Raw genomic sequence first — 25444 nt, 5'->3', positions numbered from 1 at the left:
TTTGAAACACAAGCTCAATTCAAAGTGGCCGCAATCAGGGGCGTGCCGGCTGTTGCACCTGGTCTTTCTGGTCTGCAAACAGCTGGGTGATGTCGCCGCCCAGGCGGTAGTTTTTCATCGGTTCGACCGATTGGCGCCAGCGGTTGGTTTGCGCTGAGCAGTCGTATAGGGCGCAGTACGGTTCCAGCCAGGCAAACTTGCCATCCTCGTTGAGGTCTTCGAGTGCTTGCTTGTGGCCGGTCTTGCGTTCGAACAAACCTGGATTCTTGATGCCTTCTTCCACGCGCGTCGCCAGACGCCGCATGGCGCCGTTGTTCTCTTCGCGCAGGTCGACGCCGTTGGCTTGGGCGAAGGAGGCGATCATCATCAGCGGCCCCATCGCGTAGTTATGGTAAGCCAGAGCACGGGTGTCGCGGCCCAATTCGTTGGGCAGGTATCCATCTGCATCGACCTGTGACGCGCCGATGCGAAACTGTGCGACCGACCAGTCGAACAGGTCGCGCCGGTCGACCACCACCGAGGCCGCCATGACGGACCATGCCGCCCAATACTGGTGATTGTTGAGGCGGTCCAGCGGTTGGTCGCGCCAGTCCCGCACTACCTGTTCGGCGAGCTTGCCGATCCAGGCTTCGATGGGACGGGTCTGCGCTTCACGGCCCTTCAATGGCTGTGATTGCGAAAACTTGAGCCGCAGGTACGCCGAAGAAATACTGCCCAACGCCCATTTGCGCATCGACTTGCCGGTGTGGGTGTAGGTGGTGCTCAGCAACGCCTGTGCCTTGGCCCAATCGCCCAGCCAGCTCAACGTGCAGTCCACATGACCGGGGCGGCCGAGCCGCAGATAGGCGGCGACTTGTTTGTTGACGCCTTTTTCCAGTTCGTTGATTTCGCCGGACATTTCCTTGTAGCGTTTGTTGGATTCTGCGTTGAGCTGATCCCGAGCCTTGCCCGAGCCTTCGTATTTGCTGGGGATCAACAGGTCGCCGGTATAGGGTTTGGGCGTCGCCGGACAGCTCTGCGCGTCGCCCTTTTTCTCTGTGGCCGGCGCGTAATAGCCCTGCGGTGGGCGAAGTTGTGCGGCCGCCTGCATGATCGGCCCCATCAGAATGAAGGCCACGCCAATGGCGGCCCAGTGTGCCGGGCGCATCAGTTTTCCTCCGTCTGCGCGGTGCGCAGGGTCGGTGCTGCCGTGATGGCGGGTTTGACGCACAGTCGGGTCGAAAGCCCTGTGGTGGTCATTCCCGGCGGCGGTTGCACGTCCATGGAAAGAAGCGTCTGTTCGCCCCAATCCCCGTCGCCGCGCAGCTCGAAGGCGAAGCGGCCCTGGGTATTGACCGTCGGCGAACGGCTCAAGCTGAGGTTTTCCTGGCGACCGTTCAGGTAGGTCAGGGTCGCGTTCAACAGACGCACGCCAGGATCCGCGAACTTGAGGTCGACCTGATAACGATTGCCCTTGATCGGATACACGTTGCCGCCACTGCCGTTGAACAACACTTGATTGCGCCCGCTGTGCAGGGTCGCCTGGCTTTTGAGCAGCGGGGACTGGTTGTCGCAGCCATCGCTCAGCGCCGCCATTGCCTGGCGGTAGAAGCTGGGTTTGCCGAGGCTGTCGAGGTTGTCGGTTTCCCACACCAGCATCGCCGGCGGGGCGTTCTGGAAGTCGTCGCCGAGCAGGTAGGCGATTAACGAATCATCGTAGCCACCGCCCGGTACGCTGAAGTTGCGGACTGGCGTCTGCAGATATTGTTCAAGGAAACCGGGGAAGTTGAACAGCTCGCTGCTGGCGCTGGTGCCGATCAATGCGACCTTGGCCGGGCCCTTGGAATCGCCTTGGGCGCGGGTTTGATAACGGGTCACATACTGCGCCGCATAGCCGTTGCCGCAGATCTGTGCGGCGGCTTTTTGCAGCGTGCCCGAGCGTCCCAACAGGCCGGCCGGTTGGCTGGCGAAGACCTGATGCGGCAACGCCTTGAGCACATCGTTGCCCTTGAGCGTCTGGGCTACCAATTGGGCACTGCGGTCGGCGCCATAGGGCGTCCAGTTGTGATCGCCCTTGAAGTAGAAGGGCTGGCCGGCGGGCTGTGGCGAGCTCAGCAGGTTGGCAAAGTCAGGCGCCAGAATGCCCAGGTCGCGCACCCGGTCCAGGGTTTGCAGGTAGTTTTGCCGGGCCCTGGCCTGATCGAAGCTGGCCAGTTCCAGCGGCGTCAGGCGGTCGGCGTGCAGCAGGCCGCGACTGGGTGGCATCACCAACACCAGTTCGACCCCACGCTGGGCGAGCCCGTCGCGCAGGCGCTTGAGGGCTTTGTAACCGCTTTCATCAAGGCCGAAGTCGGTGCGCAAATCGCTACGGGTGCGGAAGAGCCATTGGTCCTTGGCCTCCACCAGCGTCGCGTAGTTTTTCAGTTCCGGTGGCTCGTAATAGGTTGCCTGCGCCGCTTGCGGGCACAGCTGACAGCAGGCCTCGGCCGTGTACTGCGGCTGCGCCTGTGCCCCCATCGACATGGACAGCAGGCCAAGCGCGGCAAATCCATGAAAGGTGTTCATCGGCAGGCTCCTCACAGTGTCTCGGGCAGAATTAGTGCGGCGGCGTGGCGGCGCAGGAGGATGTCCATCAAGTCGCCCTGGACGTCCCCCAGCAAACCGGTGAAGGCCAGGCCGTCCTGTTTCTGCGGCGCGAGAAAGGTCAAGTCATAGAGTTCCAGGCGCGAGGGTGAAAACACGGCGATGGGGCTGGAACCGTTGCCGATCAGCTTGCCGCCGACCACGGTGAGCGACAGTTTGGCTTCGTAAGGGTCTTCCTTGAGATCGCGGTCGCTGCCACGCAAATCCTTGGTGTGGCCATAGATCCCGGTCAGGGCGTTGGCCATCAGCTCGTTTTCGTACAGGCGCACGCCGGTGCTGTTGCGCACGCGGATCCCGTGTCGGTCATTGTCCGCCGCGCGGTTGCGCCAGATCAGGTTATTGCCGCTCTCGTACAAGGTGATGCCGTCGGAACGGTTTTTGTAGGTTTCGTTGTAGGCCAGCAGGTTATTGACGCTGGAACGGTCCAGGACGATGCCCGACAGATGATTGTTGTAGGTGCGGTTGTAGATGATCCAGCTGTCGTTGACCTCGCGCGAGAGGATGATGCCGTGCTTCTTGTGGGTATCGAAGACATCGTTATGGGCAATGATCAGCCGGCGCGAACGGTCGTGCGGGTCGATGCCATATACGATGTTTGCGCGATAGGTGTTGCGCAGAATCACCACGTCGTCGGCCTCGTAGCAATAGAAGCCGAAATAGTTGTCGATGAACTGCGAATTGATCAGCCAGCCGGTCGGTTTTTTGCGCTTCATCTTCGGCGCCATGCTCGGGCTGTACTGGGAAATACTCACCCCATAGCTCTTGCTCTCGGTGTAGCCAAAGCTGGTGATGGTGCTGTTGACGATGTAGGTTTCGGTGCCGCCCCAGGAGATCAGGAACGGGCGAAACGTTTCCTCTTTTTTGAACCAGGCCGGACTGTCGTCTTTCTCGCTCCAGGCGCTGACCTTGGTATCGGTAATGAACAGTTTGCCGTCGTTGACCAGGAACGAACCGCCGTCCTGGGACAAGCGCAATTCCTTCACCGACTTGTCGATATGCAGCGTCCCGCCGGGACGGATGACGATCGGCAAGCGCGCCAGAAACACTCCCGGTGCGGTCTCGCGCAGGGCTGTCTGTGGCAGGCTGCGTGCCAGTTGCGTCAGGCTCATGTAGCCACGGTCGATGAAGATCGCCACGGGCATTTGCTTCTGGCGCACCACCCATTCCTTGAAGCGGTCCTGGCCACCGATGAACTCGTCCAGCGCGTTTTCCTTGAGCATCGGCTGGATCAAGGCACGGCCGGCGGGCTTGTAGGCAATCTTCGCGGCGACTGCCTCGGCGGTATAGCCGGACAGGTCGGGCATTTTCGGTTCCTTGATCAGCAACGGTTTTCCCGGAGCCTCGCTGATGCTGTAGCGCGGTATCAGGAGGTCACCTGCCGCACTGGCACCTGCCGTCTGCACCAACAGCATTGCGGCGAGCATCAGTCCTATCTTGACGACACGGTCCATAAGTCTCACTCATCCAAAAGGCAGCCGGTTGTGATCAATGTGCCGTTGCCCGCGATGGCTTCAGCGCGGGCAGCCACCGGGTCCTAGATTTTCCAGACGAAATCGATGAACGCCCGGTGCATGCTCGAATCGGTGTCGTTGGCGTAGGCGTCACCGGGGAAGAACACGCCCAGGCGCAGGCGGATCAGTGCCGAGGGTTCGTCGACCCAATCCACCATGCTCGCGGGCAACAGGCCTTGCTTGAAGTACTTGGTCATGACCAGATCGACTTCCTGGCCCAGGTCCTTCTCGCCGTCCACCAGCGCCGCATTGATGATCCCGTCGTCGCCGGTTTCCGTCTGGTCGTCGACCCGCCAGAAGCGGTGGTAGACGAGGCTGGCGTCGTAGTCCTCGCGATACGACCAGGCGCCGAACAGCGTTGCTGTCTGGAGGTTGCTCAGTTCACCGCGAAAGGCTTCGCCGAAGCGGTGTACCCGTGAGCGCGTGCCGGTGTAGTTCGAGCGGTTGCTTTGCAGGCCGGTTTGCTGGAACTGGTTCTCCTGGTCGTTACCGCCGCCATCGCCACGGGCGGCGGCAGCACCGAGGCGCCAGGCGTCATCGATGTTCCAGCGCAAGCCCAGGTCCGCGGCCCAGGAATTGACGTCGCCGCTGGTGTGGCCTGTCGCGATTCGATCGCCGGAAGGGACGATCACGCTGTTGAGGTTGTCGCGATCGCCGGTCAGCCAGGTTGCGTTGATCCAGTAATTGAGCGGCATCGTCGAGCGATAGTTGTAGCCGTCACCGTTCGCTTCAAGGCCGACCCAGGTCAGGCTGCCGGTGGTGGTCTTGTCGAGTGTGTCGAGCCGGTCACCGGGGTCCGGCAGATTGCCGCTGTCTTCCGAGTGATGTACGCGCAGGCCGACCCAATTGTTGGGCGTCCATTGCGTAGAGATGTCGGCGAAGGCATGGGAGCGGTCTTTGTCTTCCGGCGCCAGGTCGTCCAGGTCGGTGCGGTAGTCGGAAAAGCGTTGAGCGGCGCCGACGTGGCTGCGCAGCAGCGTGGTTTCGAAGGTCCAGTTGAGCGCTTCGATGTTGGTGTCCATCCACTCGCCGCTGTCCTCGCGCAGACGCTGGCGCCCCAGGCGCAGATGCTCGCCCGGATAGGCCGTGATGCCTGAATAGTCGACCCAGAATTCGCGAAGCGCCAGGTAGCTGTCATCCGCTTCACGGGTGTTGCTGTCGTCGACGCCGTTGTTCACGGTGTCGGTGTCGATGGTGTCGGTCGCCGCTACCGCCTGGCCCATCACATAGGCGCTCCAGTTGCCCCATTGGCCAAAGGCCCAGGGGCGCAGGTCGAGGCCAATATCGTTGAGGGTGCCACCGGGTGCAGTGCCCAGGTCCCGGTCGTCCTGCGACTCGCCGGTAATCTTCACATCCAGGCCGAAATTCTTCGGCGCCACTTCCGCCGCCAGCACCAGACCGGCGCTGCACATCAGCGAAACTCCCAGACCATAACCTGCCAACAGTGCTTGTTTCATAGTAAGTCCTGTCCATTTTCCGGAGTTTGCAGCCTGGCGAGAGCCGCGCCCGTCAGACGGGCCTGAGCTTCTTCCTCAAGTAAGGGCTGCGCGATTTTCCTCTCTGCCGGGGTCATCCCCGACTGCACGGCCGACAGCACTGGCCCCGCATTTACCACGCCCTGGCGTTGCGCGAGTTGCGCAAAGACAAAAGCATTGATTCGATTGACCTTGACCCCGCGTGAATCGGAAAACATGTGCGCCAGCGCCAGGTCGGCATTGGGCGAACCGTTGCGCGCTGCCAGCAGCAAGTGTTGCAACGCTTTCTGTGGTTCGACCTGGCCCAGATAACCGCGCCGGTACAACTGGCCGAGGTAGTAATGCGCCCCGACTTCACCAGCGGCGGCCGCCTTGAGCAGGTGCTCTTGCGCCAGGCGCGGGTCCTGCGGCAGCCATTTGCCGAGGTAATACAGGCGCCCGGTCAGCAGTTCCGCCCGTGGATCGCCCGCTTCGCGCCCGCGCTGCAAGGCCGAGAGCAATTGCGGCGCATCGCCTTGGGCGGGGTAGTCGTCGATCAGCCGCGCCAGGCTGGTCCAGGCCGGTGGATAGTCGGGTGCCAGTTCTTCGAGCAGGCGCTGGGCGCTTTGCGGATCGGCCGGGCCTTCGAGTGTCGGCGTCGACAGAACGCGTGCCACCGACTCGACCCGCAAGGGCGCGACTCGTCCCTCGCGCCAACCCTGGCGCAACTGCGCCAGCAAGTCGGCTTGCGCCTTGGGCTGGGCGCGCATTCGGTTGATAGTGGCCAGCTCCACATAACAGGCATCGAGTAATGCCAGTCTCGCCCGGCACATCTGCTCGATCTGCGGCAGGTGAGCGTTATAGGTGCCCTGATTGCGGTAAATCAGGATTTGCGCCATGTCTGCCTCGACAATGCCCTGGGCGCGCCAACTGTTGACCTTCTGTTGCGGATCCACCCCCGGCGTCAGTTGCGGGTACCCCAGGTACAACAAGGTCAGCGGCACCACTGCACTGAACTCGCCTTTGTCCAGCGCGCCTTCCAGCAATTGCCGGGCCTCTTGCACTTGCTTGGGATCCGTCGGTCCCTGACGAAGCAACACGCGGCCCAGACGTGACTGCGCCTTGACCGATTCCGGCGCAGCCTGCCGGTACAATCCCTCAGCCTCTTTCAGGCTCGCCGGGTCGCCCGCCGAGGCCGTCAAGTCGCCCATTCCGGCCTGCGCGTCGGCATAGCCGTCCTCGGCCAGCGGCGCGTAGTTCTTGCGAGCCGTTTCATAATCGCCGCGCGCCATGGCTTCGCGCGCCAAGCCTTGATCGGGGAGGGTGCCGCACCCATGAATCATTGTCAGGGCAACGGCCAGCGCGGAAAGCCGCAGCCCCGATCGCCATGCGCCGTTCATTTTCCGGCCGCCATGACTTTATTCGCCCAGGTGTTTTTCACCCAGGCATTGGCCGCCGAGGCACTCTGCACCCAGACATTGCCTTGCAGGTCTTCGATACTGACCTCCACCGGCCGCCCGGCCTGATCGGTTTGCAACGGGCTGTCAGGCTCAATGGTGACCCGCAGGTCCGAAGCCAGGCCGCCGTTGTCCAGCGCCACCGCAGTGATTTTGCCTGCGCGTGGCTGTTCTTCGCCGATCAGCTGGAAGCTCACCGCTTTGCCGGGCTGGATCTTGGCAAAATTCTTGTAGGGGAAGCGCGCCTCGATGGTTGCCACACCGTCGATCGGCATCAACTCGTACACCGTGGTGCCCTTGCCGACGACCTGGCCATCCGGCACCAACTGCGACACCACCCGGCAATCGCAAGGGCTGGTCAGCGAACCTTGCAGGGTTCGGCTGAACAGGCGCTCAAGGTTTTCCGGGGTCGCCTGTCCGGGCGGCAGGTTGCCTTTCATCACATCCAGCAGCGAGGCGGAAAAGGTTGCCAGCGGGGCGCCCTTGGCCACCACCGACCCCACTTTGACCAACGAATTGACGCTGCCGTCGCGCGGCAGGCCGATCAACTGGCCGGGCACATTGACCCGCGCCGATTCGGCATGGGTGACGAAATAAATGCCATACAACTGGTGCACCACATAACCAAAGGCAAACAGACCCACCAGGAACATCAGCAGGCTTGCCGCGGTGGCCCGCACGCGAGCGAGAATGCCCATGCCGTGGCCGCTTTCGTGCTTTCGCGGCTTGGTGAAGTTGTCGCGCTGCTGGGTCGAGAGCATGTCACCCAGGCTGATCACCCCGCCCGAGAGGTAAGAGGTGATCACGTAACGCAAGGCGGAAATCGCACGAGGGCGCAGGTTTTGAAACTCGCAACCTATGCGCTGCCCCTCGTCGTTAATCGAGCGCACGACAAACTCCACGTCGATGGCAAACCCCAGCGCATCGACCTGGAACACCAGTTTGCCTTTGTGTTGCCGGCCAACGATCAGCGTTGTACCCGGCTGACTCAGGCTGAATCCACCGGCTGACAAGTCGATCAGCTCGCAATCGAACGGCTCCCGGTCCGGCCCGTGAAACTTGATCCTCGCCGGCAGAGTCAGCCGCGCATGCTGACGCTGCACCTCCGACTCGTGCACGACATTGTCATCAACAGCAACAAAAGCTGTGTTCATAACGCGTTCCTTCCCATCGATTGAGTCCGATCCGGCACGGCCTGCCACGGCCCTGACACCTGCACTACACAATCCACATCAGCAGCGCGCAAAACACGCTGCCCGCCGAAAACGTCATGGCCCGCGACGACCAGGTATTGAACCAGCGCTGATAGCTCGCCAGCCCACGGTCGAGTTTGGTTTTCTGGCGCGTCCACGATTGCTGGTCGAGACGGAAGAACACATAGATCTTCACCATGGCGCCGACCAGCTGGTTGTAATAGAGAATCAGTGGATAAGCCGGGCCGACCGGGTGCCCCGACGCCAGCAACAGAAGACTCAGGATCAGGCGCGTCACGCCGATCCAGAGCACATAAATCAGCAAGTAGGCGATGCTGTATTTGAGGCTGGCAATGATCGCCACCGACGGCCCGAGCAGGCTGGCCCACATCGATACGCGTTGGTCGAGCAGCACCAGCGAGGTGAACCAGCCCAGCCGCCGCACGCCCAGGTGCAAGGCCCGTGAGTTCTGCCGCAGGTTATTGCCATACCAGCGGAACATCAGCTTGCGGCTGGCCTTGATGAAGTTCTTTTCCGGTGGATGCTCGACGGTGTTGATCGCCGCGTCGGGCACATAAAAGGTGTCGTAGCCCAGCCGCATCAGACTGTACCAACTGGACTTGTCATCACCGGTCAAAAAGCGAAAACGTCCCAGGCGCCAGTGCTGCAGATAATCGCGCTCGACGTCTTGAATGAATCCGGGATCGGTCACCACCTGGGCGCGGAACACCGACATCCGCCCGGTCATTGTCAGCACCCGCTTGCCCAGTGCCATCGAGCACATATTGATGTGCCGCTGGGCGAACCGCAGCTTGTGCCATTCGCTCATCAGGTAGCTGCCGCGTACCTCGCAGAACTCATTGGTGGTCAACCCGCCGACGTTCGGAAAGAGCTTGAACCAGGGCACGGTCTGACGTACCAGCCCGGCGGAGAGCACGGTGTCGCCATCGACCACCGCCACCACCGCATCGGCGTCCGGCACGTGCCGGGAGATTGCCCGGAAACCATGGGCCAGGCCGTCGCGCTTGCCGGTGCCGGGAATCCGCACGAAGCTCAGCTTGACCTGCTCCGGCGGGGTATAGCTGTCCCAGAGTGCCTTGATCAGCAATTCATCGGCGAGCTCGACGATGGAACAGACCACCGTGGTCGGGTAACCACAACCGATGGCCTCTTCAATCACCGAGCGGTAAACCTGCGCCGTGGTCAACGCCTCGATCCGAAAGCTGGTGACCAGCAAAAACACGTGCGACGGGTCGGCAATGCTGCCGAGCCGGGTGACTTTGCGTCTGTAGTAGGGGAACACCAGATAAAGGAACAGTAACCCTCGTATGTAATGGACAGCCCCCATCGAGTAGCGCCAGATGCCGACCGCCCCCAGCAACAGGAGAAAGTCCCTGGATTGGGGATCGAACACTGAGCGCGGCAGCAGCAATGCAAGCCCCAGCAACGCGGTGACGTAAAACAGCCAGCCCGCCGCTTCGCGCAAGTAATCCCTGGCACCAGCCATACTTGTGACTCCTGTTCGATAATCCCGTATTACCCGGGTTGCAGTTCGGTGGCTCTCTTACCAGCAGATGCCTTCGAGCTGATCGTCACTGGTGTGTGGCATGAAACCCACCAGGTCAACCACCTGCTTGCCCTCGGGCACCTCAAGCGCGAGGGCTCTGAAGGACTCGTCACCGTTACCCAACACAATCACCTCTGCCTCGTCGATCACCTTCACAAGGTCTGCGCGTAGCAGCGAAGCCAGGTGCGGAATCTTCGATTCGATGTAGTCCTTGTTGGCGCCGTAGATGCGCGCGTATTCAACGTTGCGGTCGAAGATATGCAGGTCGTAGCCCTTGCCGATCAACATTTCGGCCAACTCCACCAGCGGGCTTTCGCGCAGGTCATCGGTGCCGGCCTTGAAGCTCAGGCCGAGCAGGGCGATACGCCGCTTGCCGTAACTGGTGATGATGTCGAAGGCTCGCTGAACCTGCGCCGCATTGCTGCGCATGATCGACGCCAGCAGCGGGTGCTCGACATCCAGTTGCCCGGCGCGGTAGTTCAGCGCACGCACATCCTTGGGCAGGCAGGAACCGCCGAACGCGAATCCGGGGCGCATGTAATAACGCGACAGGTTGAGTTTGGTGTCCTGGCAGACCACGTCCATCACGTCGCGACCGTCCACGCCGGCAGCCTTCGCGATATTGCCGATCTCATTGGCGAAGGTGACTTTGGTCGCGTGCCAGACATTGCAGGTGTACTTGATCATCTCGGCCACTTCGATACTGCGGCGCAGGAGCGGCGCGTCCAGCTCTTGAAAGAGCGAGGCGAGCAGGTCACCGCTGCGTTGGTCGAGTTCACCGATCACTGTCATGGGCGGACAGTTGTAGTCCTTGATCGCCGTACTTTCGCGCAGGAATTCCGGGTTGATCGCCACACCGAAGTCGACCCCGGCCTTCTTGCCGGAACAGTCTTCCAGTATCGGGATCACCACATTCTTGACGGTGCCCGGCAGTACCGTGCTGCGCACCACCACCGTATGCCAACTGTCCTTGGTGTGCAGGGCTTCGCCGATCTCGCGGCAGACCGACTCGATGTAGACCAGATCCAGATCGCCATTCTTCTTGCAGGGCGTTCCGACGCAGAGGAACGACATTTGCGTGTCCATCACGGCCGCCTTTACATCACTGCTGCCGCGTAGCCGCCCTGAATTCACCCCCTGTTCGAGCAGCGGTTCCAGGCCGGGCTCGACGATAGGCGATTTGCCCTGGTTGATCAGGTCAATCTTGACTTGCGAGACATCCACGCCGATTACGTCATGACCGCGAGCAGAGAGACAGCCCGCGCATACAGCGCCCACATACCCCAGACCAAATATGCTGATACGCATTGGTAAGTTCCCCATATACCCGGATTTCGGATGGCCATCGGCATGCCACACAGGCCGACAGTTGCTCTATTTGGCTAACTAAGCGGCAGTTTGGTTCAACGTGTTTTTCGGGTCCGCAAACGCAGAACCAAGAGTGTAGACAAACATCTTCCTGGCACTGTCATTTTTTTTAACAGGAATTTCGAACAGTTCGCGCCAGCAATATAAAGAGTGGGGGTTACAAGGAAGGTGCCAAAAGACAATGTGTGAATTGCGAATAAAAAATACTAATAAAAACAGCAAGGTAACTAACTTATTTCGTTTGGAAATATGAGTAGAATATGTATTTTTGCACCAAAATCAGGCAGGCGCCTATATCGTTTTTTTGAAGCGGCACTGGCGCGGTGCAACGCCAGCGTTACAATTTTGCAATCAGCCAGATCAATTTTTTCTTAGAGTGTAAAGTTGCTGAGACATGTCAAATTTTCAATAACGGTTTTATTGGCGTTTTTATTATGCGTGATAGTAAATATCTTGGAGCTGCATAATATGATCAAGCAATAAAAAACCGCATTGATGCGGTTTTTTATTAAGGTTGAAATGCGGGGGAGTTAGAGGCTATTGGCCAGTTTCCCGATGGAGAGTCGGCGCTTGTACGCGGTGTCGCGATTGGCCAGCCAGTAGTAGAGCGGCGAGGTGATGATCAGGCCCACCAGCCAGGACAGGTCAGCCCCATTGATGTGCTGCGAAATCGGCCCGACGTACAGCGGCGTGTTCATGAATGGAATCTGCACCACGATCCCGATCGCATACGCCAACAGTGCCTGCGGGTTGTACCGGCCGTAGATGCCGCCATCGACCTTGAAGATCGAATTGATGTCGTACTGGCCTTTGTGGATGGCGTAGAAGTCGATCAGGTTGATCGCGGTCCATGGCACCAACACCACGAGCAACACCAGCACCATGTCGACGAAGTGGCCGATGAAGTTGGCGGAGGCGCCGACGGCGGCAAAGCAGCAGGCGGCGAGGAGGATGATCGACAGGATGGCGCGGCTTTTGGCGGTGGGGATCCAGCGGTAGGCGAAGGTTTGCACCAGGGTGATCAGCGACAGCACCGCGCCGTAGAGGTTGAGGGCGTTGTGGCTGATGACGCTGAGCAGGAACAGCACGAGCATCAACGGGCCGATGGAGCCGGTGGCGAGTTTGACGGCGTCCATGGTGTCCATGCCGACGGGCGTGGCGAGGACGGCGACTGCGCCGAAGATGAACGAGAGGCTGGAGCCGAGCACAGTGCCCAGATAAGTCGTCCAGAAGGTTGCGGCGACGGGCACGTTGGCCGGCAGGTAGCGCGAGTAGTCGGAGACGTAAGGCGCGAAAGCGATCTGCCAGAGTGCGGCAAGGGACACGGTGGCGAGCCAGCCGGAAATGTTGAAGCTGCCGCGTGTGAGGAAGTCGGCGGTCTGCACGTGGGTGAAGATGTAGCCGAAGCCGAGCACGATACCCGCGCCGAGCACCCAGGTGCCGATGCGGTTGAGCACGTGGATGAAGCGATAGCCAATGATGCCGATGATGCCGGAACCGAGGGCACCGATGACGATGCCGACCGGCACTGGCACGCTGTCGACCACGCCATGCAGGGACTTGCCGGCGAGGACGATGTTGGAGGCGAAGAAGCCGATGTACATGATGCCGGCGATCAGCACCACCAGCAGCGCGCCGAGGGAACCGAACTGGGCGCGGCTCTGGATCATTTGCGGGATGCCCATCTGCGGGCCCTGCGCCGAGTGCAGTGCCATCAGCACGCCGCCGACCAGGTGGCCGACGAGGATGGCGACAATGCCCCACACCAGGTTGAGGTGAAACATCTGCACGCCGAGGGCGCCGGTGACGATGGGCAGCGGGGCGATGTTGCCGCCAAACCAGAGGGTGAACAAGTCACGGGTTTTGCCGTGGCGATCTTCGGGTGGCACGTAGCCGATGGTGTGTTTTTCGATGAGTGGGGCGGGGGTTGTTGCTGCGGTAACCATGACGGACTCCAAGGCAATTTTGAGTACGTGGACGTACTTCGGTGAGCGCCGCGTGGGGCGACGCTTTTCTTGTTGGAGTTGATGATGTGCGGTGGGTAGCGATAGATAAATTAGTAGTTTTGTTGGTACAGACGTTAAAAAAAGTAGGTCCACGGGTCGCCCAAAAACCCTGTGGGAGCGAGCCTGCTCGCGATAGCGGAGTGTCAGTCAACACAGGTGTTGAATGTTAGTCCGCCATCGCCGGCAAGCCGGCTCCTACAGGGTTATTTGGGGTGTTCGGGGGCGTTGAATCACCACGCCACCTGTAGGAGCCGGCTTGCCGGCGATAGCGATTGTGAGACCGCCATCGCCAGCAAGCTGGCTCCTACAGGCTGATGAACGCGAGCATTCGTTGCAGCATTTCATCGCAGCGGTTCAATTGTTCGAGGCTGACGAACTCATCCGGTTTATGGCCCTGATCCATGCTGCCGGGGCCACAGACGACAGTGGGAATTCCTGCAGCATCGAACAGGCCGCCCTCGGTGCCAAAGGCCACTGTTCCAAATTCCCTGGAGCCGGAAAATGCAGCGATCAACTCAGCCGCTTCGCTGTGTGCATCCGTCGCCAATCCGGGATACGCCGACAACTCACTGAAGCGAATCTCGCTCTGTTCACTGACCGCACGCATTCGCGGCAGCACTTGCTGCTCGGCGTAGGCTTTCAATTCCTGGGCGACTTCGCTTGGATCATGCGAGGGCAACGCGCGTATTTCGAAGTCGAACCGGCAATCGGCCGGGACAATGTTCAACGCTTTGCCACCGGAAATCACACCGGTTTGTACGGTGGAAAATGGCGGATCGAAACGCGCATCGTGATGCTCGGGCGCTTTCAGTCGGTTACCGATTCGTCCCAGTTCGCCGATCAATTCGGCGGCGTACTCAATGGCATTGACCCCAAGCGGCGCATACGCCGAATGGCACGCTTCGCCATGAATATCGCAGCGCATCGCCAGTTTGCCTTTGTGCCCGAGCACCGGTTTCAGCTCAGTCGGTTCTCCAATGATGCAGAGCATCGGTTTGACCGGGCGTTGTTCCAGCTCCGCCAGTAAGGAACGTACACCGAGGCAGCCGACTTCTTCATCGTACGAAAGCGCGATGTGCACCGGCAGTCTCAGCGAAGCGTTTACCAAGGACGGAACGAGGGCAAGCACGCAAGCAATGTAGCCCTTCATGTCCGCCGTACCGCGACCATACAACTTGCCATCGCGCTCGCTCAGTTCGAACGGCGCAACGGTCCATGGCTGGCCATCGACGGGCACCACGTCGGTATGTCCCGAGAGCACGATGCCCGGCTTGTCCGCCGGGCCGATCGTGGCAAACAGATTGGCCTTGCTGCGCTGCTCGTTGTAGATCAGTTCACAAGGCACATCGAGACTTGCGAGGTAGTCACGGACAAACTCGATGAGCTGCAGGTTCGATTCGCGGCTCGTGGTGTCGAACGCCACCAGGGTTTGCAGCACGTCGCGGCTGCTGCTCATCGGTCGTCTCCGGCGACGCCGTAGCCGGGGGATTTGTCCGGGGCGAGGGCACGGTCGATGTAGTCCTGGACTTGTGGGCGGTAGGCATCCCAGAGTTTTTCGAGCTGACCGATTGGATCGTTGTCCGCCCAGTCGACTCGCAGGTTGATGATCGGCCAGGTCAGTTCGCCGACCACCACCATCGCTGCCGAATGCACCGGCCCGGCTTCGCCACCAGCGGCGATGGCGGCTTTCATCGCGGCGAGCAGGCGGTCGGCGAGTTGACCTTCGCCGTGTTCGAAGGCCTCGACCATCGCCTCGATCACGCCCCGGTCCGCAAGCATGTTGCCGGCGGCCACACATTGTTCGCCGGACACGGCGTTGTGGTTGCCCAGGGTTTGCGCACCGCTGAAGTGGGCGGTCTGGCCGAGGTGGTCGATGGCGGTGATCTGCCGGTATTGGCTGTAGCCGTTGCGCGTGAGGACCTTGTCCAGCGCATCGAAGGGGGCGAGGCCTTGCTCCATCAGGGCGAGGACGTCCGGACCGAGGGAGGGCAGGGTGATGTTTTGCGTGGAGACGGCGCCGACGCCCGGCAGCAGCCACGGGCAGCGGGCGCCGACGGCGATGCTGGAAGAACTGATGGCGATGCCGAACTGACCGGTTTCGGGGCAACGGGCGGCGATGGAGAAGGTCATGGGTTTTACTCCTTGGCAAATGAGGTGTCTGGGCGGGCCTCTTCGCGAGCAAGCTTCGCTCCTACAGGAAATCCGGATCACCTGTAGGAGCGAAGCTTGCTCGCGAAGGCCGCGACTCGGTCTACTCGGGAATCACCGCAATCACGTCAATCTCCATCAACCACTGCGGCTGCCCCAGCGCCGACACCACCAACCCGGTCGAAATCGGAAACACGCCTTTCAACCACTTCCCGACTTCCTGATACACCGGCTCGCGATACCGCGGATCGATCAGGTAAGTCGTGGTTTTGACGATGTGACTGAGGTCGCTGCCGGCCTCTTCCAGCAACTGCTTGACGTTGCGCATGGCTTGCTCGGTTTGCGCACGCGGGTCGCCAAGGCCCACCAGACGGCCTTCGAAATCAGTCCCGACCTGGCCACGGACATAAACCGTATTGCCAGCGCGGACCGCCTGGCACAGGTCATTGTCCAGGCTCTGGTTCGGGTAGGTTTCCTTGGTGTTGAACATGCGAATACGGGTATGGGTTGGCGTGGACATGTGAAGCTCCTGGAAAATGGCTTAAGCGCTGACAGTTTTTTTAGGGGCGAGCGAAACAACTTCCGCCTCGCGTTGCGCCGCATCGTGGTAGTCGAGGTACGAACGCTGAATGGCGATGTGATCCGCCACGTACTTGGCGTCATGCCAAACGCCCCAGATGAACGAAGAGCCGCGACGGGACTGCCAAGGCAAACCGAGGAAATACACCCCCGGTTCGCTCGACACACCGCGTTGATGCTGCGGCTTGCCCTTGTCGTCGAAGGCATCGACCTTCAGCCAGCTGTAGTCCGTGGCAAAACCGGTGGCCCAGATGATTGAGGTCACGCCGGCCTTGGCCAGGTCCAGCTCAAGAATCGGATGGGTCACGCACTCCGGATCGGGGAAGGTGATGCGCGCTTCCGGTTCTTGCGGCAGGTCCAGGCCATTGCGTTCGATGTAGGCGTCGGCGGCGTTGAGCAGCGCCAGATAATTTTCGTCGCCACGCGCCAGGTTCTCGGCCAGGTTTGGCTGGAAGGTCGCCACGCCGCCGTTGAACGCCTGGGTCAGGCCGACCAGCGTCATGCCGCGATGAGCGAGGCCACGGAAGTCCACCGTACGGCCGCCATGTGCGCCGCTGACCGCGATGGTCACGTGTTCGCGACCGGGCTTCATCGCCGCTTGATCCCACTCGCCAAGCACCCCCAGCCACCAGCAGAAATCACGGTTGCGATAGGCGCGAGGCGGGCGGTCGTGGGCGCCGACCGAGAGATAAACCTGCTTGCCGGCCCGCTGCAATTCATCGGCGATCTGCACGCCGGACGAACCGGCGCCAACCACCAGCACTGCGCCTTCAGGCAGCTGCTGCGGGTTGCGATAATCGGCGGAGTGGATTTGCAGGAAAGGCTGATCCTGCGGCGCAATCGGCGGAATCACCGGCCGCTGGAAAGGCCCGGTGGCGGCGACCACACGGTTGGCCTCGATCACGCCTTCAGAAGTTTCGATGGTGAAACCCGGACGGCCAACGTTGCGTTCAACTTTCAGCACGTCCACGCCGGTGCGGATCGGCGCGTTGAATTTCTTCGCGTAGGCTTCGAAGTAATCGGCCACGCGTTCTTTCGGCGCAAACTCGTCGGGGCTGAGGTCGTCAAAATCAAGGCCCGGAAAACGGTCGTGCCACGCCGGACCATTCGCCACCAGCGAATCCCAGCGCCCGGTGCGCCAGCGTTCGGCGATACGGTTGCGCTCCAGCACCAGGTGCGGCACGCCGAGTTTGCTCAGGTGTTCACTCATGGCCACGCCAGCCTGACCGGCACCAACAATCAGCGTATCTGTTTTTATTTTTTCAGTGGTCATCTCTATACCCTTCGAGTTGGATTTAGGTCGCGAACGGCCTGCCATTTCTTGGGCTCAAGACTAGGGATGACCCTGTTATCGGTAAAATATTATTAAGCTGGCATTTGAGTATAAATAACTGATGCAGAGCGTTTGACTCAGCGCCTGTTGAACCCTCGCGTTGAAATATGGTTGTATGGTGCAACTAATTTTCAGGGGAGGCCTGAAGTGACCACTCATCCCGCTCTGGTTGAAGAAATCCGCTCTGCGTCGCGCACGATGGTGCGTGAGTTGGGCTTCATGCGCGCCACGCTGGCGGCGACCGACTACTCACCTTCTGCCGTACACGCGCTGCTGGAGATCGAGGCACACCTGGCGCTGACCGCCGCTCAACTCGTGCAATTGCTCGATCTGGACAAGTCCAGTGTCAGCCGCATGGTGGCCAAGCTCATCAAGGCCGGCGAGCTGGTGGAGAGCGCCGACAGCGATGGTCGCGTCAAGCGCCTGCAATTGACGAAGCAGGGCCGGCGCACAGTGACTGCGATCCATGCTTATGGGCGAACGCAGGTCCAAACGGCGCTGGAACACTTGAATCCATCACAACAACAAGCGGTCGCCCAAGGGCTGGCGGCGTATGCCCACGCCCTGAATGCACACCGTACCGGCGAAGGAAAAGCGCCGGGCAACCCGGTCGAGATCTGCGTCGGTTACCGTCCCGGTGTCGTTGGGCGTGTGACTGAAATGCATGCTGCCTTTTACGCGAGGCACTCAGGGTTCGGGCAGTTTTTCGAGAGCAAGGTCGCCAGTGGCATCGCTGAGTTCGTGGGGCGTCTGGACCAGCCCTGCAACAACCTCTGGGTGGCGACAGTGAATGATCGCATCGTCGGCTCGATTGCCATCGACGGGCAGGATCTGGGCAATAACCAGGCCCACCTGCGCTGGTTCATCCTTGACGACGGTTGCCGTGGTGGCGGGGTGGGGCGCCAGTTGCTGCGCGAGGCGGTGGAGTTCTGCGACCGGTTCGGCTTCGAGGCGATCGAGCTGGCAACGTTCAAGGGCCTGGACGCCGCGCGTCGACTTTATGAAGCCGCAGGTTTTGAGCTGACCCACGAACAGCAAGGCAGTCAGTGGGGCAGCGTGGTGACTGAGCAGCAATTCACCCGCCGCAGGGGAGGCGCAAGTCACCCGGTGAAGCTGTAAACTCCCCACACTTTTTACTTCCCCGAACAAGAGAACCCCATGGCGAACCAAGACATCACCTTCACCCCTGATCCCGACGCGGATTCCATCTCCTCCGACGTGGCCGGCTTCAACGGCATCCTGGTCTCCACGCAGATCCCGACCCGCGCCGACGGCAGCCTGGAACTGGGCGACATCACCCTGCAGAGCGAGTGCACGTTGCAGGCATTGAAGGTTGCGCTGGAGCGCGCCGGCAGTTCCATGGACCGCGTCATGCACCTGACCATCTACCTCACCGACATGGCCGACCGCGCCGCGTTCAACGAGGTGTACAAGCGCTTCTTCGCCAAGCCGTGGCCGGTGCGTGCAGCAGTGGGCGTGGCCTCGCTGGCAGTTGAAGGCATGCGTGTGGAAGTGACCGCGATGGCGGCCAAGGGCTGAGCAAAATGGTAGGAGCAGCCGGTCGACGCTCGATTGCTCGCGATGAACTCAGGCGCAACGCGCTTATTCAGAAAGCCCGCGTTATCGTTGGCCTCCATCGCGAGCAGGCTCGCTCCTACAGGGAAAGTGTTGGGCTTTCTCATCACATTTATGTGATTTTGGTATCAGTGCTATCCGATTAGTACTGTTTATCAATCAATAGTCTGAGGGTAAGTTGCTTCTCTGCGTTTCTCGCCGAGAGCACCCCATGACCCATCCCGTTATTCTCTATCGTGTTTCAGCCCTGGCAAAGGCAGGCACCCTGTGTTTTGCCCTGTGCACCTCTGCGGTCGCCGAAGCGGACGAGCGCAGTCCGCTGGTCATCCAGGAGCAGGGCAGCGTGATTGCCGGCGGGAGGGTTGAGACTCAGCCGGGCATCTTTGACCCGTACAAGCCTGCCCTGTCTGATGGCCAAAGCTACCATGGCGACCATGTGTATGCGTTCTACCAGGTCCCGGTTGACGCTCGCCCGTTGCCGATTGTCATGTGGCATGGCGCGGGGCAGTCTGCGAAATCCTGGGAAACGACGGCTGACGGACGCGAAGGGTTTCAGAACATCTTCCTGCGTCGCGGCTTCTCCACCTGGTTGATCGACCAGCCGCGCCGTGGCGATGCCGGACGCAGTCTGGTTGAAACGACGATCAAACCGGTGGCGGACGAGCAGATGTGGTTCAACCAGTTCCGCATTGGCCTGTGGCCCGACACTTTCGAGGGCAGCCAATTCCCTCGGGGGCCGCAGGCGCTGGAGCAGTTCTTCCGCTCGATGACACCCAACACCGGCCCTTATGACATTGAGGTCGTATCCGATGGCGTATCCGCGCTGCTGGAAAAGACGGGGCCGGCCATTCTGTTTACCCACTCGCAAGGTGGCGGACCCGGCTGGCTGACGGCGATCAAGAGCCGCCATGTGCGGGCTATCGTCGCATTTGAACCGGGCAGCAGCTTCGTGTTTCCCGAGGGGGAAGGCCCCGCGCCGATCCCCAGCGCATTCGACACAGTCTCGGCACAGATCGTCTCGAAGGAACAGTTCGAAGCGCTGACCCGTATCCCCATCCTCATCTTCTACGGCGACAACATCCCCGACAAACCGGTTCGTTTGCCTGCTCAGGACAGCTGGCGTGCCCGTCTGGAGATGGCGCGCCTGTGGCGTGATGCGGTGAATCGCCATGGCGGTGACGTAAAGCTCATTCATTTGCCGGAGATCGGGATCAAGGGCAATAGCCACTTCCCGTTTTCTGACTTGAACAACATCGAGATCGCGGACCTGGTTTCGACCTTCCTCGCAGAAAAAAATCTTGATTGATTACGCGCACGGCCATGGCTGCCGTGCACCTTGGAAACAGGAATTGGCAGGAATATTCATATGACGCGAACCACGATAAAGGCCACATTCCTGGCCGCCATGATCGGGATGTCCGGAGCCGAAGTCGAGGCAGGGGACTACAAGCAGAACCCATTCACATTGACCTACGGTGGCGCGCTGACGAAGAACGAGCCCGGAAAGGTCAACATCCATCCGGTCACCTACAAACTCAATGGCCTGGACATTGCCGCCAACGTTTACACCCCCGCGAACTATGACTCGGCGAAGAAGTACCCGGTTGTTGTCGTGGCGCATCCCAATGGCGGGGTGAAGGAGCAGGTTGCAGGCCTGTATGCCCAGCGCCTGGCAGATCAGGGCTATATCACGATCACTGCGGATGCGGCGTATCAGGGAGGCAGTGGCGGTCAGCCGCGCAACGTCGACAAACCAACGAACCGCGTCGAAGACATCCATGGCATGGCGGACTTTATCGCCGGCTATCCGGGCGCCGACGACTCGCGTTTGGGCTTGCTCGGTATCTGCGGCGGTGGCGGCTATTCATTGAAGGCGGCGCAAACCGACAAGCGCTTCCAGTCCATCGCAACGGTGAGCATGTTCAATTCCGGACTGGTACGGCGCAATGGCTACAGGGATTCGCAGCTGTCCACCGTTCAGGAGCGTTTACGGCAGGCTTCGGCTGCCCGTGCCCAGGAGGCGGCAGGCGGAGAAATTCTCTACACCGGCGATGCCAAACTCACCAACGAGCAGATCGCCAAGCTGCCATTTGATTTGTATCGGCAGGGTTTTGAGTACTACGGCAAGACTCATGCTCACCCCAACTCGACCTTCAGATACACCCTGAGCAGCCTGCTGGACCTGATGAGCTTCGATGCGACGGATCAGATCGAACTGATCGACAAGCCGTTGCTGATGATCGCGGGCAGCAAGGCGGACAGCCTGTATATGTCGGAGCAAGCCTTTGCCAAGGCCACCGGTACACAGGACAAGAAGCTGTTCACCATCGATGGCGCAACTCATATCGAAACCTATTGGGTGCCTGAGTATGTGGACGTCGCCATTGCGCAGTTGAACGCGTTTTACGCCAGAACGCTCTGACTTGAGGGATCGGTCATTATGAAAAACACTCTTTTGGGGATCGCGGTTTGCGTCGCAGCGCCCTTCGCCAGCGCTGCGGGTGCTGAAAATGCCGGTGAGTCCCGGTCCGTTCAGCAGATCAGTCGCGCAGGCTCCCAATCTTCCACAGCGGGATCGGCGGATTACTTTACCGGGCAAGTGCGCGTCGACCCCTTGTTCCCCGTCACGAATGAAATCAATGCGTCCAGCGCCTACGTGACCTTCGAGCCGGGTGCGCGTTCGGCCTGGCACACCCATCCCGCAGGCCAGCGATTGGTGGTGGTTTCCGGCGTGGGCTTGACCCAGGAGTGGGGCAAGCCTGTGCAGGAAATCCTCCCCGGCGACGTGATCGTCTGCCCGCCGGGCGTCAAGCATTGGCACGGCGCCGCACCGTCAAGTGCCATGACCCATCTGGCGGTGACCGGTGCTGTGAATGGCAAAAGTGTGGATTGGCTGGAGAAAGTCACCGACGATCAATACCGCGCCCACGAGCCCGTGACGCCGACATCAATGTCCACCGAAAATCTCGCTTCCGAGGTGCTGTCCGCGAGGCAACAAGCCATCCCGCTGATTGCTGCCCACATGGCCAGCAGCAACATGCCGGGGCTGAATGCTGCATTGAATCAGGGGCTGGACGCGGGCCTGACCGTCAGCGAGGCGAAGGAAATACTGGTGCAACTCTACGCTTACACCGGTTTTCCACGCAGTCTCAACGCACTTGGCGAGCTGATGAGGGTTGTGGAGGCGCGCAAGAAAAACGGCATCCAGGACGATCCGGGGCGCGAGCCCGGTCGTGTCATTCCCACCGGTGGTGAACTGCTGTCGGTGGGCAAGGCCAATCAGACCCGCATTGCCGGCGCGCCTGTTCAGGGCCCGCTGTTCGACTTCGCCCCTGTCATCAACCAGTACCTGCAGGCGCATTTGTTCGGCGATATTTTCGAGCGCGACAACCTTAACTGGCAAAGTCGTGAGTTGGCCACGGTCGCCGCGTTGGCCGTCACTCCCGGTGTGGAGTCACAGTTGCGTTCGCACATGGCCGCCAGCCTGCGGGTCGGCCTGAGCGTTTCGCAATTGCGTCAATTGGTCCGGCTGCTGGCGGCGCAAGGTCATGCCGATGCGGCCAAGCGTGCCGACGCGGCGCTGAATGCTGCCCAGGCAAATCAGCCCAAATAGCGCAGGGCTTCGCGCAGCAGTGCGAAGGCGGGCGAGCTCTGGCGTCGGCTCGGGTAATAGAGGTGGTACCCCGAGAACGGCTCGCACCAATCCGCGAGCACGCGAATCAACCGGCCTTGCGCAACATGCTCCTGCACCAGGTCTTCGGGCATATAGGCCAGCCCCAGCCCCTGAAGGGCGGCCTCCATGCGCATGGCGATGTTGTTGAACACCATTTGGCCTTCGACGCGTACGTTCAGTTCTTGCCCATCCTTCTCGAACTCCCAGAGAAAGAGGCCGCCGTAAGTCGGCATGCGCAAGGTTATGCAGTTGTGTTGCATGAGGTCGCTCGGGATGTCTGGCTTTGAATGCCGGGCGAAATACGCCGGGGAGCCGACAACCGCCATGCGCATGTCGGGACCGATGCGCATGGCGATCATGTCTTTGGCGACCTGCTCACCCAGCCGAACACCAGCGTCGAAGCCTTCCGCCACAATGTCAGTCAGGCCGTAGTCGACGATGATTTCGATATTGAGATCGGGATTGTCGGGCAGCAGCTTCGCGAGTACCGGTTGCAGGACCGTAATCGCGGAATGCTCACCGGCCGTAATACGCAGTTTGCCTGCTGGCTTGTCGCGGAATTCGCTGAGCAATGCCAGCTCGATGTCGATCTCTTCGAACCTTGGGGCGATCACTTTCAGCAGGTGTTCGCCCGCTTCCGTGGGAGATACGCTGCGCGTGGTGCGAGACAGTAACCTGACGCCCAGTCGTTCCTCCAGCTGGCGCATGGCCCGGCTCAATGCGGGCTGTGACATGCCCAGCCTGGCAGCGGCGCGGGTGAAACTGCGCTCCTGCGCCACGGCCGAGAAGATCGCGAGTTGGTCGTAGCTTTCAACGGTCATTTGTACATCCCTGGGTCACGTTTCCAAAGAGGAACGAGGAGCTTACCTTGAGGCCTGCGAAAGCGCTTTGCAGGATGTCGAAAAGACCGCGTCACGTCAGGTTGTTCAGCAGCCACTCGATGAAGCTTCGCGCCAACGGATTGTTCTCACTGTCACGGTGAGTCAGCAACGCCCAGTTCGGCCCGCGAATGGTTTCCTCCACCAACGGTTGCAGCAGTCCGTTGTCACGCGCCTGTCGACTCAGCAGCTGGCTGACCAGCGCAATCCCTAACCCCGCACACGCCGCGTCCAGCAGCAACCCGGGGTCGGAAAAATTCAAGCCCTGATCCTTCTGCCCCACATCGATGCCGGCCTCGACGTCCCAATGGCTCCAGTCCATTTCCCGCTCGCCGTGCAGGGTGGTGCGCTGTTCGATGGGCACGGCCAATACATCGGGATGACACGCCGGATAGAGGCGATCGGCGTGCAGCACCTTGAAGCTGCATTCGGCCTGGGAGCTGATGTCATCGCGCACCGCGAGGTCGATGGTCTGGGTGGTCATGTCCGGGACTTCATCGGTGCTGAAAATCCACAGATCGACTTCCGGATGCTGCCGGCGAAAATCCCCCAGACGTGGCAGAAGCCAATGACGAGCGAACGTCGGCGTGGTGTTGAGCACCAGTTGATTGGGTTTCTGGTATTGCCCGAGACGACGAATGCCGACCGACAATTGCTGCAGCAACGCCTGCGTGGTGCTGAGCAAATCGTGGCCGGCATCGGTCAGGCTGACGCTGCGTCCACTGCGAAAAAACAGCGGCTGCTCAAGGTACGCCTCAAGCGTTCGAATCTGCTGGCTGATCGCCGATTGGGTCAGGTGCAGCTCGTCGGCGGCCTTGTGAAAACTGCCCAAGCGGGCAGCTGCTTCAAAGCCGCGAAGGGTGCTGAGCGGGGGCCAGTGCTTGAGCATATTGATAAGTTCCTCTAATCACTTTTCTGCAAAATCCATCGTTTGTTAGCCCGTTTTTACAGCCGTAGCATGCATGCCAGGACCGAAAAGGTCATTTTCATTGAACACAATGACTTAACTCAAGGGCGATTGTCATGCAGCAGAACGAACTTCAGAACAGCGGCTGGTTGATGCCGGCAGAATGGGTAAAGCACGCAGCGACCTGGATGGTCTGGCCACACAATCAGGCACTCTGGGAGTCGGGTTGGCGCGTCACCCTCGCACAAGTGCAAAAGGATTTCGCCGGGGTAGCCAACGCCATCGCTCGTTTCGAACCGGTGAAAATGGTCGTTGATCCGTCTGCTGTCGCGAGTGCCAAGGCGCTTTGTGGTCCGAACATCGAACTGATCGAGTTGGCGGTGAACGACAGTTGGTGCCGCGACTCCGGCCCAAGCTTCGTTTGCCACCCGCAACAAGGGCTGGCCGGTGTGAGCTGGCGTTTCAATGCGTGGGGCGGCAAGTCGGCGCACGATCTGGATGAAGGCCTGGCGCGCCGTGCACTCAATCACTTGGGCTTGCCGTGCTTCGGCACACCGCTGAGTAACGAAGGCGGGGCGATCCATGTCGACGGCGAGGGCACGCTGATCACCACCGAGTCGGTGTTGCTCAATCCCAATCGCAACCCCGGGATGACCAAGACTGAAATGGAGGAGATTTTCACGCGTCTGCTGGGCGTGAAGAAAACCATCTGGCTGCCGGGTGATCCGGACTACGTGACCGGCGACATGACTGACGGCCATGTCGATGGCGTCTGCGCATTCGCACGCCCCGGCGTGTTGCTGGTGGACGCGACACACGACAAACAGTCGGTGTATGCCGAAGTGGCTCGCGAAAACCGCCGCGCGCTGGAACTGGCCACCGATGCCCAAGGCCGGAAGTTCGAGCTGATCGAGCTCTATGAAGCCACCGATGCGGTGGACACTGAGGCGGAAGTGTTCTGTGCCTCGTACACCAATTTCTACATCGCCAACGACGCGATCATCATGCCGGCCTACGGCATCGATGCCGACCACGCAGCGGCCGAAGTGTTGGCTCAGGCGTTCCCTGGGCGTGAAGTGGTGCCGGTGCGGATCAACCATCTGGCCCATGGCGGCGGCGGGGTGCATTGCATCACCCAGCAACAGCCTGCCTGGCCAGTGAAGGGTTGATGCC

21 protein-coding genes are annotated in these 25444 nt (G+C 60.5%); 6 read left to right on the top strand and 15 right to left on the bottom strand.

What is annotated here, in order from left to right; all coding sequences use genetic code 11:
* Positions 1 to 34: 34 nt before the first annotated feature.
* The 13 genes from K5R88_RS07585 to K5R88_RS07525 all read right to left on the bottom strand — a co-directional run bounded on the left by K5R88_RS07585 (position 35) and on the right by K5R88_RS07525 (position 17178).
* Positions 35 to 1147 carry a mannuronate-specific alginate lyase gene (locus K5R88_RS07585; RefSeq protein WP_226299582.1) on the bottom strand — a complete coding sequence of 371 codons (1113 nt, stop codon included), beginning with the start codon at positions 1145 to 1147 and terminating at the stop codon, positions 35 to 37.
* Positions 1147 to 2544: an alginate O-acetyltransferase AlgX-related protein gene (locus K5R88_RS07580; RefSeq protein WP_226299581.1), complete on the bottom strand. Its 1398-nt coding sequence runs from the start codon at positions 2542 to 2544 to the stop codon at positions 1147 to 1149. The genes K5R88_RS07585 and K5R88_RS07580 overlap by 1 nt, the downstream gene beginning before the upstream one ends.
* 11 nt (positions 2545 to 2555) lie before the next feature.
* Entirely contained in the window at positions 2556 to 4073 is a 1518-nt protein-coding gene (gene algG / locus K5R88_RS07575) for a mannuronan 5-epimerase AlgG (RefSeq protein WP_192228291.1), read from the bottom strand.
* 83 nt (positions 4074 to 4156) lie between these two features.
* A complete protein-coding gene (locus K5R88_RS07570) occupies positions 4157 to 5545 on the bottom strand; it encodes an alginate export family protein (RefSeq protein ID WP_223415530.1) in 1389 nt (462 codons plus the stop codon).
* A 41-nt stretch (positions 5546 to 5586) separates the two neighbouring features.
* Entirely contained in the window at positions 5587 to 6987 is a 1401-nt protein-coding gene (locus K5R88_RS07565) for an alginate biosynthesis protein AlgK (RefSeq protein ID WP_226299580.1), read from the bottom strand.
* Positions 6984 to 8198 carry an alginate biosynthesis protein Alg44 gene (locus K5R88_RS07560; RefSeq protein ID WP_226299579.1) on the bottom strand — a complete coding sequence of 405 codons (1215 nt, stop codon included), beginning with the start codon at positions 8196 to 8198 and terminating at the stop codon, positions 6984 to 6986. Before K5R88_RS07560 ends, K5R88_RS07565 begins: the two co-directional genes overlap by 4 nt.
* A 64-nt stretch (positions 8199 to 8262) precedes the next feature.
* Positions 8263 to 9744, bottom strand: a complete 1482-nt coding sequence (locus K5R88_RS07555; protein ID WP_192228287.1) for a glycosyltransferase family 2 protein — start codon at positions 9742 to 9744, stop codon at positions 8263 to 8265.
* A 57-nt stretch (positions 9745 to 9801) separates the two neighbouring features.
* Positions 9802 to 11112, bottom strand: a complete 1311-nt coding sequence (locus K5R88_RS07550) for a nucleotide sugar dehydrogenase (protein WP_008027175.1) — start codon at positions 11110 to 11112, stop codon at positions 9802 to 9804.
* Positions 11113 to 11702: 590 nt separating this feature from the next.
* Positions 11703 to 13118 carry a purine-cytosine permease family protein gene (locus tag K5R88_RS07545; protein WP_223449487.1) on the bottom strand — a complete coding sequence of 472 codons (1416 nt, stop codon included), beginning with the start codon at positions 13116 to 13118 and terminating at the stop codon, positions 11703 to 11705.
* Between the two features lie 364 nt (positions 13119 to 13482).
* Entirely contained in the window at positions 13483 to 14634 is a 1152-nt protein-coding gene (gene argE, locus K5R88_RS07540; protein WP_223449488.1) for an acetylornithine deacetylase, read from the bottom strand.
* Entirely contained in the window at positions 14631 to 15308 is a 678-nt protein-coding gene (locus K5R88_RS07535) for a DUF1028 domain-containing protein (RefSeq protein ID WP_192228284.1), read from the bottom strand. Before K5R88_RS07535 ends, argE begins: the two co-directional genes overlap by 4 nt.
* A gap of 121 nt (positions 15309 to 15429) precedes the next feature.
* The gene (locus K5R88_RS07530; RefSeq protein ID WP_008038953.1) at positions 15430 to 15846 is read right to left on the bottom strand and encodes a RidA family protein; all 417 of its coding nucleotides are present in this window, start codon (positions 15844 to 15846) and stop codon (positions 15430 to 15432) included.
* A gap of 21 nt (positions 15847 to 15867) precedes the next feature.
* Positions 15868 to 17178 carry a flavin-containing monooxygenase gene (locus K5R88_RS07525; protein WP_223481220.1) on the bottom strand — a complete coding sequence of 437 codons (1311 nt, stop codon included), beginning with the start codon at positions 17176 to 17178 and terminating at the stop codon, positions 15868 to 15870.
* A 207-nt stretch (positions 17179 to 17385) separates the two neighbouring features.
* On the opposite strand from K5R88_RS07525, the gene K5R88_RS07520 reads away from it, so the two are divergent.
* The 5 genes from K5R88_RS07520 (at position 17386) to K5R88_RS07500 (ending at position 22426) form a co-directional block, all read left to right on the top strand.
* Positions 17386 to 18357, top strand: a complete 972-nt coding sequence (locus K5R88_RS07520) for a bifunctional helix-turn-helix transcriptional regulator/GNAT family N-acetyltransferase (RefSeq protein ID WP_226299578.1) — start codon at positions 17386 to 17388, stop codon at positions 18355 to 18357.
* A 39-nt stretch (positions 18358 to 18396) separates the two neighbouring features.
* On the top strand, positions 18397 to 18777 hold the full coding sequence (locus K5R88_RS07515) for a RidA family protein (protein WP_008027160.1): 381 nt from the start codon (positions 18397 to 18399) through the stop codon (positions 18775 to 18777).
* Positions 18778 to 19024: 247 nt separating this feature from the next.
* The gene (locus tag K5R88_RS07510; protein WP_226299577.1) at positions 19025 to 20119 is read left to right on the top strand and encodes an alpha/beta hydrolase; all 1095 of its coding nucleotides are present in this window, start codon (positions 19025 to 19027) and stop codon (positions 20117 to 20119) included.
* 60 nt (positions 20120 to 20179) lie between these two features.
* Complete coding sequence (locus K5R88_RS07505) at positions 20180 to 21235, top strand: alpha/beta hydrolase (RefSeq protein ID WP_226299576.1); 1056 nt, start codon at positions 20180 to 20182, stop codon at positions 21233 to 21235.
* A gap of 18 nt (positions 21236 to 21253) precedes the next feature.
* A complete protein-coding gene (locus tag K5R88_RS07500) occupies positions 21254 to 22426 on the top strand; it encodes a (R)-mandelonitrile lyase (protein ID WP_226299575.1) in 1173 nt (390 codons plus the stop codon).
* Here the strand turns inward: K5R88_RS07500 and K5R88_RS07495 are convergent.
* On the bottom strand, positions 22414 to 23307 hold the full coding sequence (locus K5R88_RS07495) for a LysR family transcriptional regulator (RefSeq protein WP_192228278.1): 894 nt from the start codon (positions 23305 to 23307) through the stop codon (positions 22414 to 22416). The two genes, K5R88_RS07500 and K5R88_RS07495, sit on opposite strands and share 13 nt — an antisense overlap.
* Positions 23308 to 23398: 91 nt before the next feature.
* On the bottom strand, positions 23399 to 24253 hold the full coding sequence (locus K5R88_RS07490) for a LysR substrate-binding domain-containing protein (protein WP_008027147.1): 855 nt from the start codon (positions 24251 to 24253) through the stop codon (positions 23399 to 23401).
* A gap of 134 nt (positions 24254 to 24387) precedes the next feature.
* Here K5R88_RS07490 and K5R88_RS07485 point away from each other — a divergent pair, with 134 nt between their 5' ends.
* On the top strand, positions 24388 to 25440 hold the full coding sequence (locus tag K5R88_RS07485) for an agmatine deiminase family protein (RefSeq protein ID WP_008038940.1): 1053 nt from the start codon (positions 24388 to 24390) through the stop codon (positions 25438 to 25440).
* The last annotated feature ends 4 nt before the right edge of the window (positions 25441 to 25444 follow it).

It is taken from the genome of Pseudomonas sp. MM213, from assembly GCF_020423045.1.
GTDB lineage: Bacteria > Pseudomonadota > Gammaproteobacteria > Pseudomonadales > Pseudomonadaceae > Aquipseudomonas > Aquipseudomonas migulae.
Note: the sequence above shows the minus strand (reverse complement) of the source record. Positions and strands in the feature narration are given on the sequence as shown.

Coding starts and splice junctions, on each gene's coding strand:
- K5R88_RS07585 (WP_226299582.1), bottom strand. CDS start 1,147: ATGCGCCCGGCACACTGGGCCGCCATTGGCGTGGCCTTCATTCTGATG.
- K5R88_RS07580 (WP_226299581.1), bottom strand. CDS start 2,544: ATGAACACCTTTCATGGATTTGCCGCGCTTGGCCTGCTGTCCATGTCG.
- algG (WP_192228291.1), bottom strand. CDS start 4,073: ATGGACCGTGTCGTCAAGATAGGACTGATGCTCGCCGCAATGCTGTTG.
- K5R88_RS07570 (WP_223415530.1), bottom strand. CDS start 5,545: ATGTGCAGCGCCGGTCTGGTGCTGGCGGCGGAAGTGGCGCCGAAGAAT.
- K5R88_RS07565 (WP_226299580.1), bottom strand. CDS start 6,987: ATGAACGGCGCATGGCGATCGGGGCTGCGGCTTTCCGCGCTGGCCGTT.
- K5R88_RS07560 (WP_226299579.1), bottom strand. CDS start 8,198: ATGAACACAGCTTTTGTTGCTGTTGATGACAATGTCGTGCACGAGTCG.
- K5R88_RS07555 (WP_192228287.1), bottom strand. CDS start 9,744: ATGGCTGGTGCCAGGGATTACTTGCGCGAAGCGGCGGGCTGGCTGTTT.
- K5R88_RS07550 (WP_008027175.1), bottom strand. CDS start 11,112: ATGCGTATCAGCATATTTGGTCTGGGGTATGTGGGCGCTGTATGCGCG.
- K5R88_RS07545 (WP_223449487.1), bottom strand. CDS start 13,118: ATGGTTACCGCAGCAACAACCCCCGCCCCACTCATCGAAAAACACACC.
- argE (WP_223449488.1), bottom strand. CDS start 14,634: ATGAGCAGCAGCCGCGACGTGCTGCAAACCCTGGTGGCGTTCGACACC.
- K5R88_RS07535 (WP_192228284.1), bottom strand. CDS start 15,308: ATGACCTTCTCCATCGCCGCCCGTTGCCCCGAAACCGGTCAGTTCGGC.
- K5R88_RS07530 (WP_008038953.1), bottom strand. CDS start 15,846: ATGTCCACGCCAACCCATACCCGTATTCGCATGTTCAACACCAAGGAA.
- K5R88_RS07525 (WP_223481220.1), bottom strand. CDS start 17,178: ATGACCACTGAAAAAATAAAAACAGATACGCTGATTGTTGGTGCCGGT.
- K5R88_RS07515 (WP_008027160.1), top strand. CDS start 18,397: ATGGCGAACCAAGACATCACCTTCACCCCTGATCCCGACGCGGATTCC.
- K5R88_RS07510 (WP_226299577.1), top strand. CDS start 19,025: ATGACCCATCCCGTTATTCTCTATCGTGTTTCAGCCCTGGCAAAGGCA.
- K5R88_RS07505 (WP_226299576.1), top strand. CDS start 20,180: ATGACGCGAACCACGATAAAGGCCACATTCCTGGCCGCCATGATCGGG.
- K5R88_RS07500 (WP_226299575.1), top strand. CDS start 21,254: ATGAAAAACACTCTTTTGGGGATCGCGGTTTGCGTCGCAGCGCCCTTC.
- K5R88_RS07495 (WP_192228278.1), bottom strand. CDS start 23,307: ATGACCGTTGAAAGCTACGACCAACTCGCGATCTTCTCGGCCGTGGCG.
- K5R88_RS07490 (WP_008027147.1), bottom strand. CDS start 24,253: ATGCTCAAGCACTGGCCCCCGCTCAGCACCCTTCGCGGCTTTGAAGCA.
- K5R88_RS07485 (WP_008038940.1), top strand. CDS start 24,388: ATGCAGCAGAACGAACTTCAGAACAGCGGCTGGTTGATGCCGGCAGAA.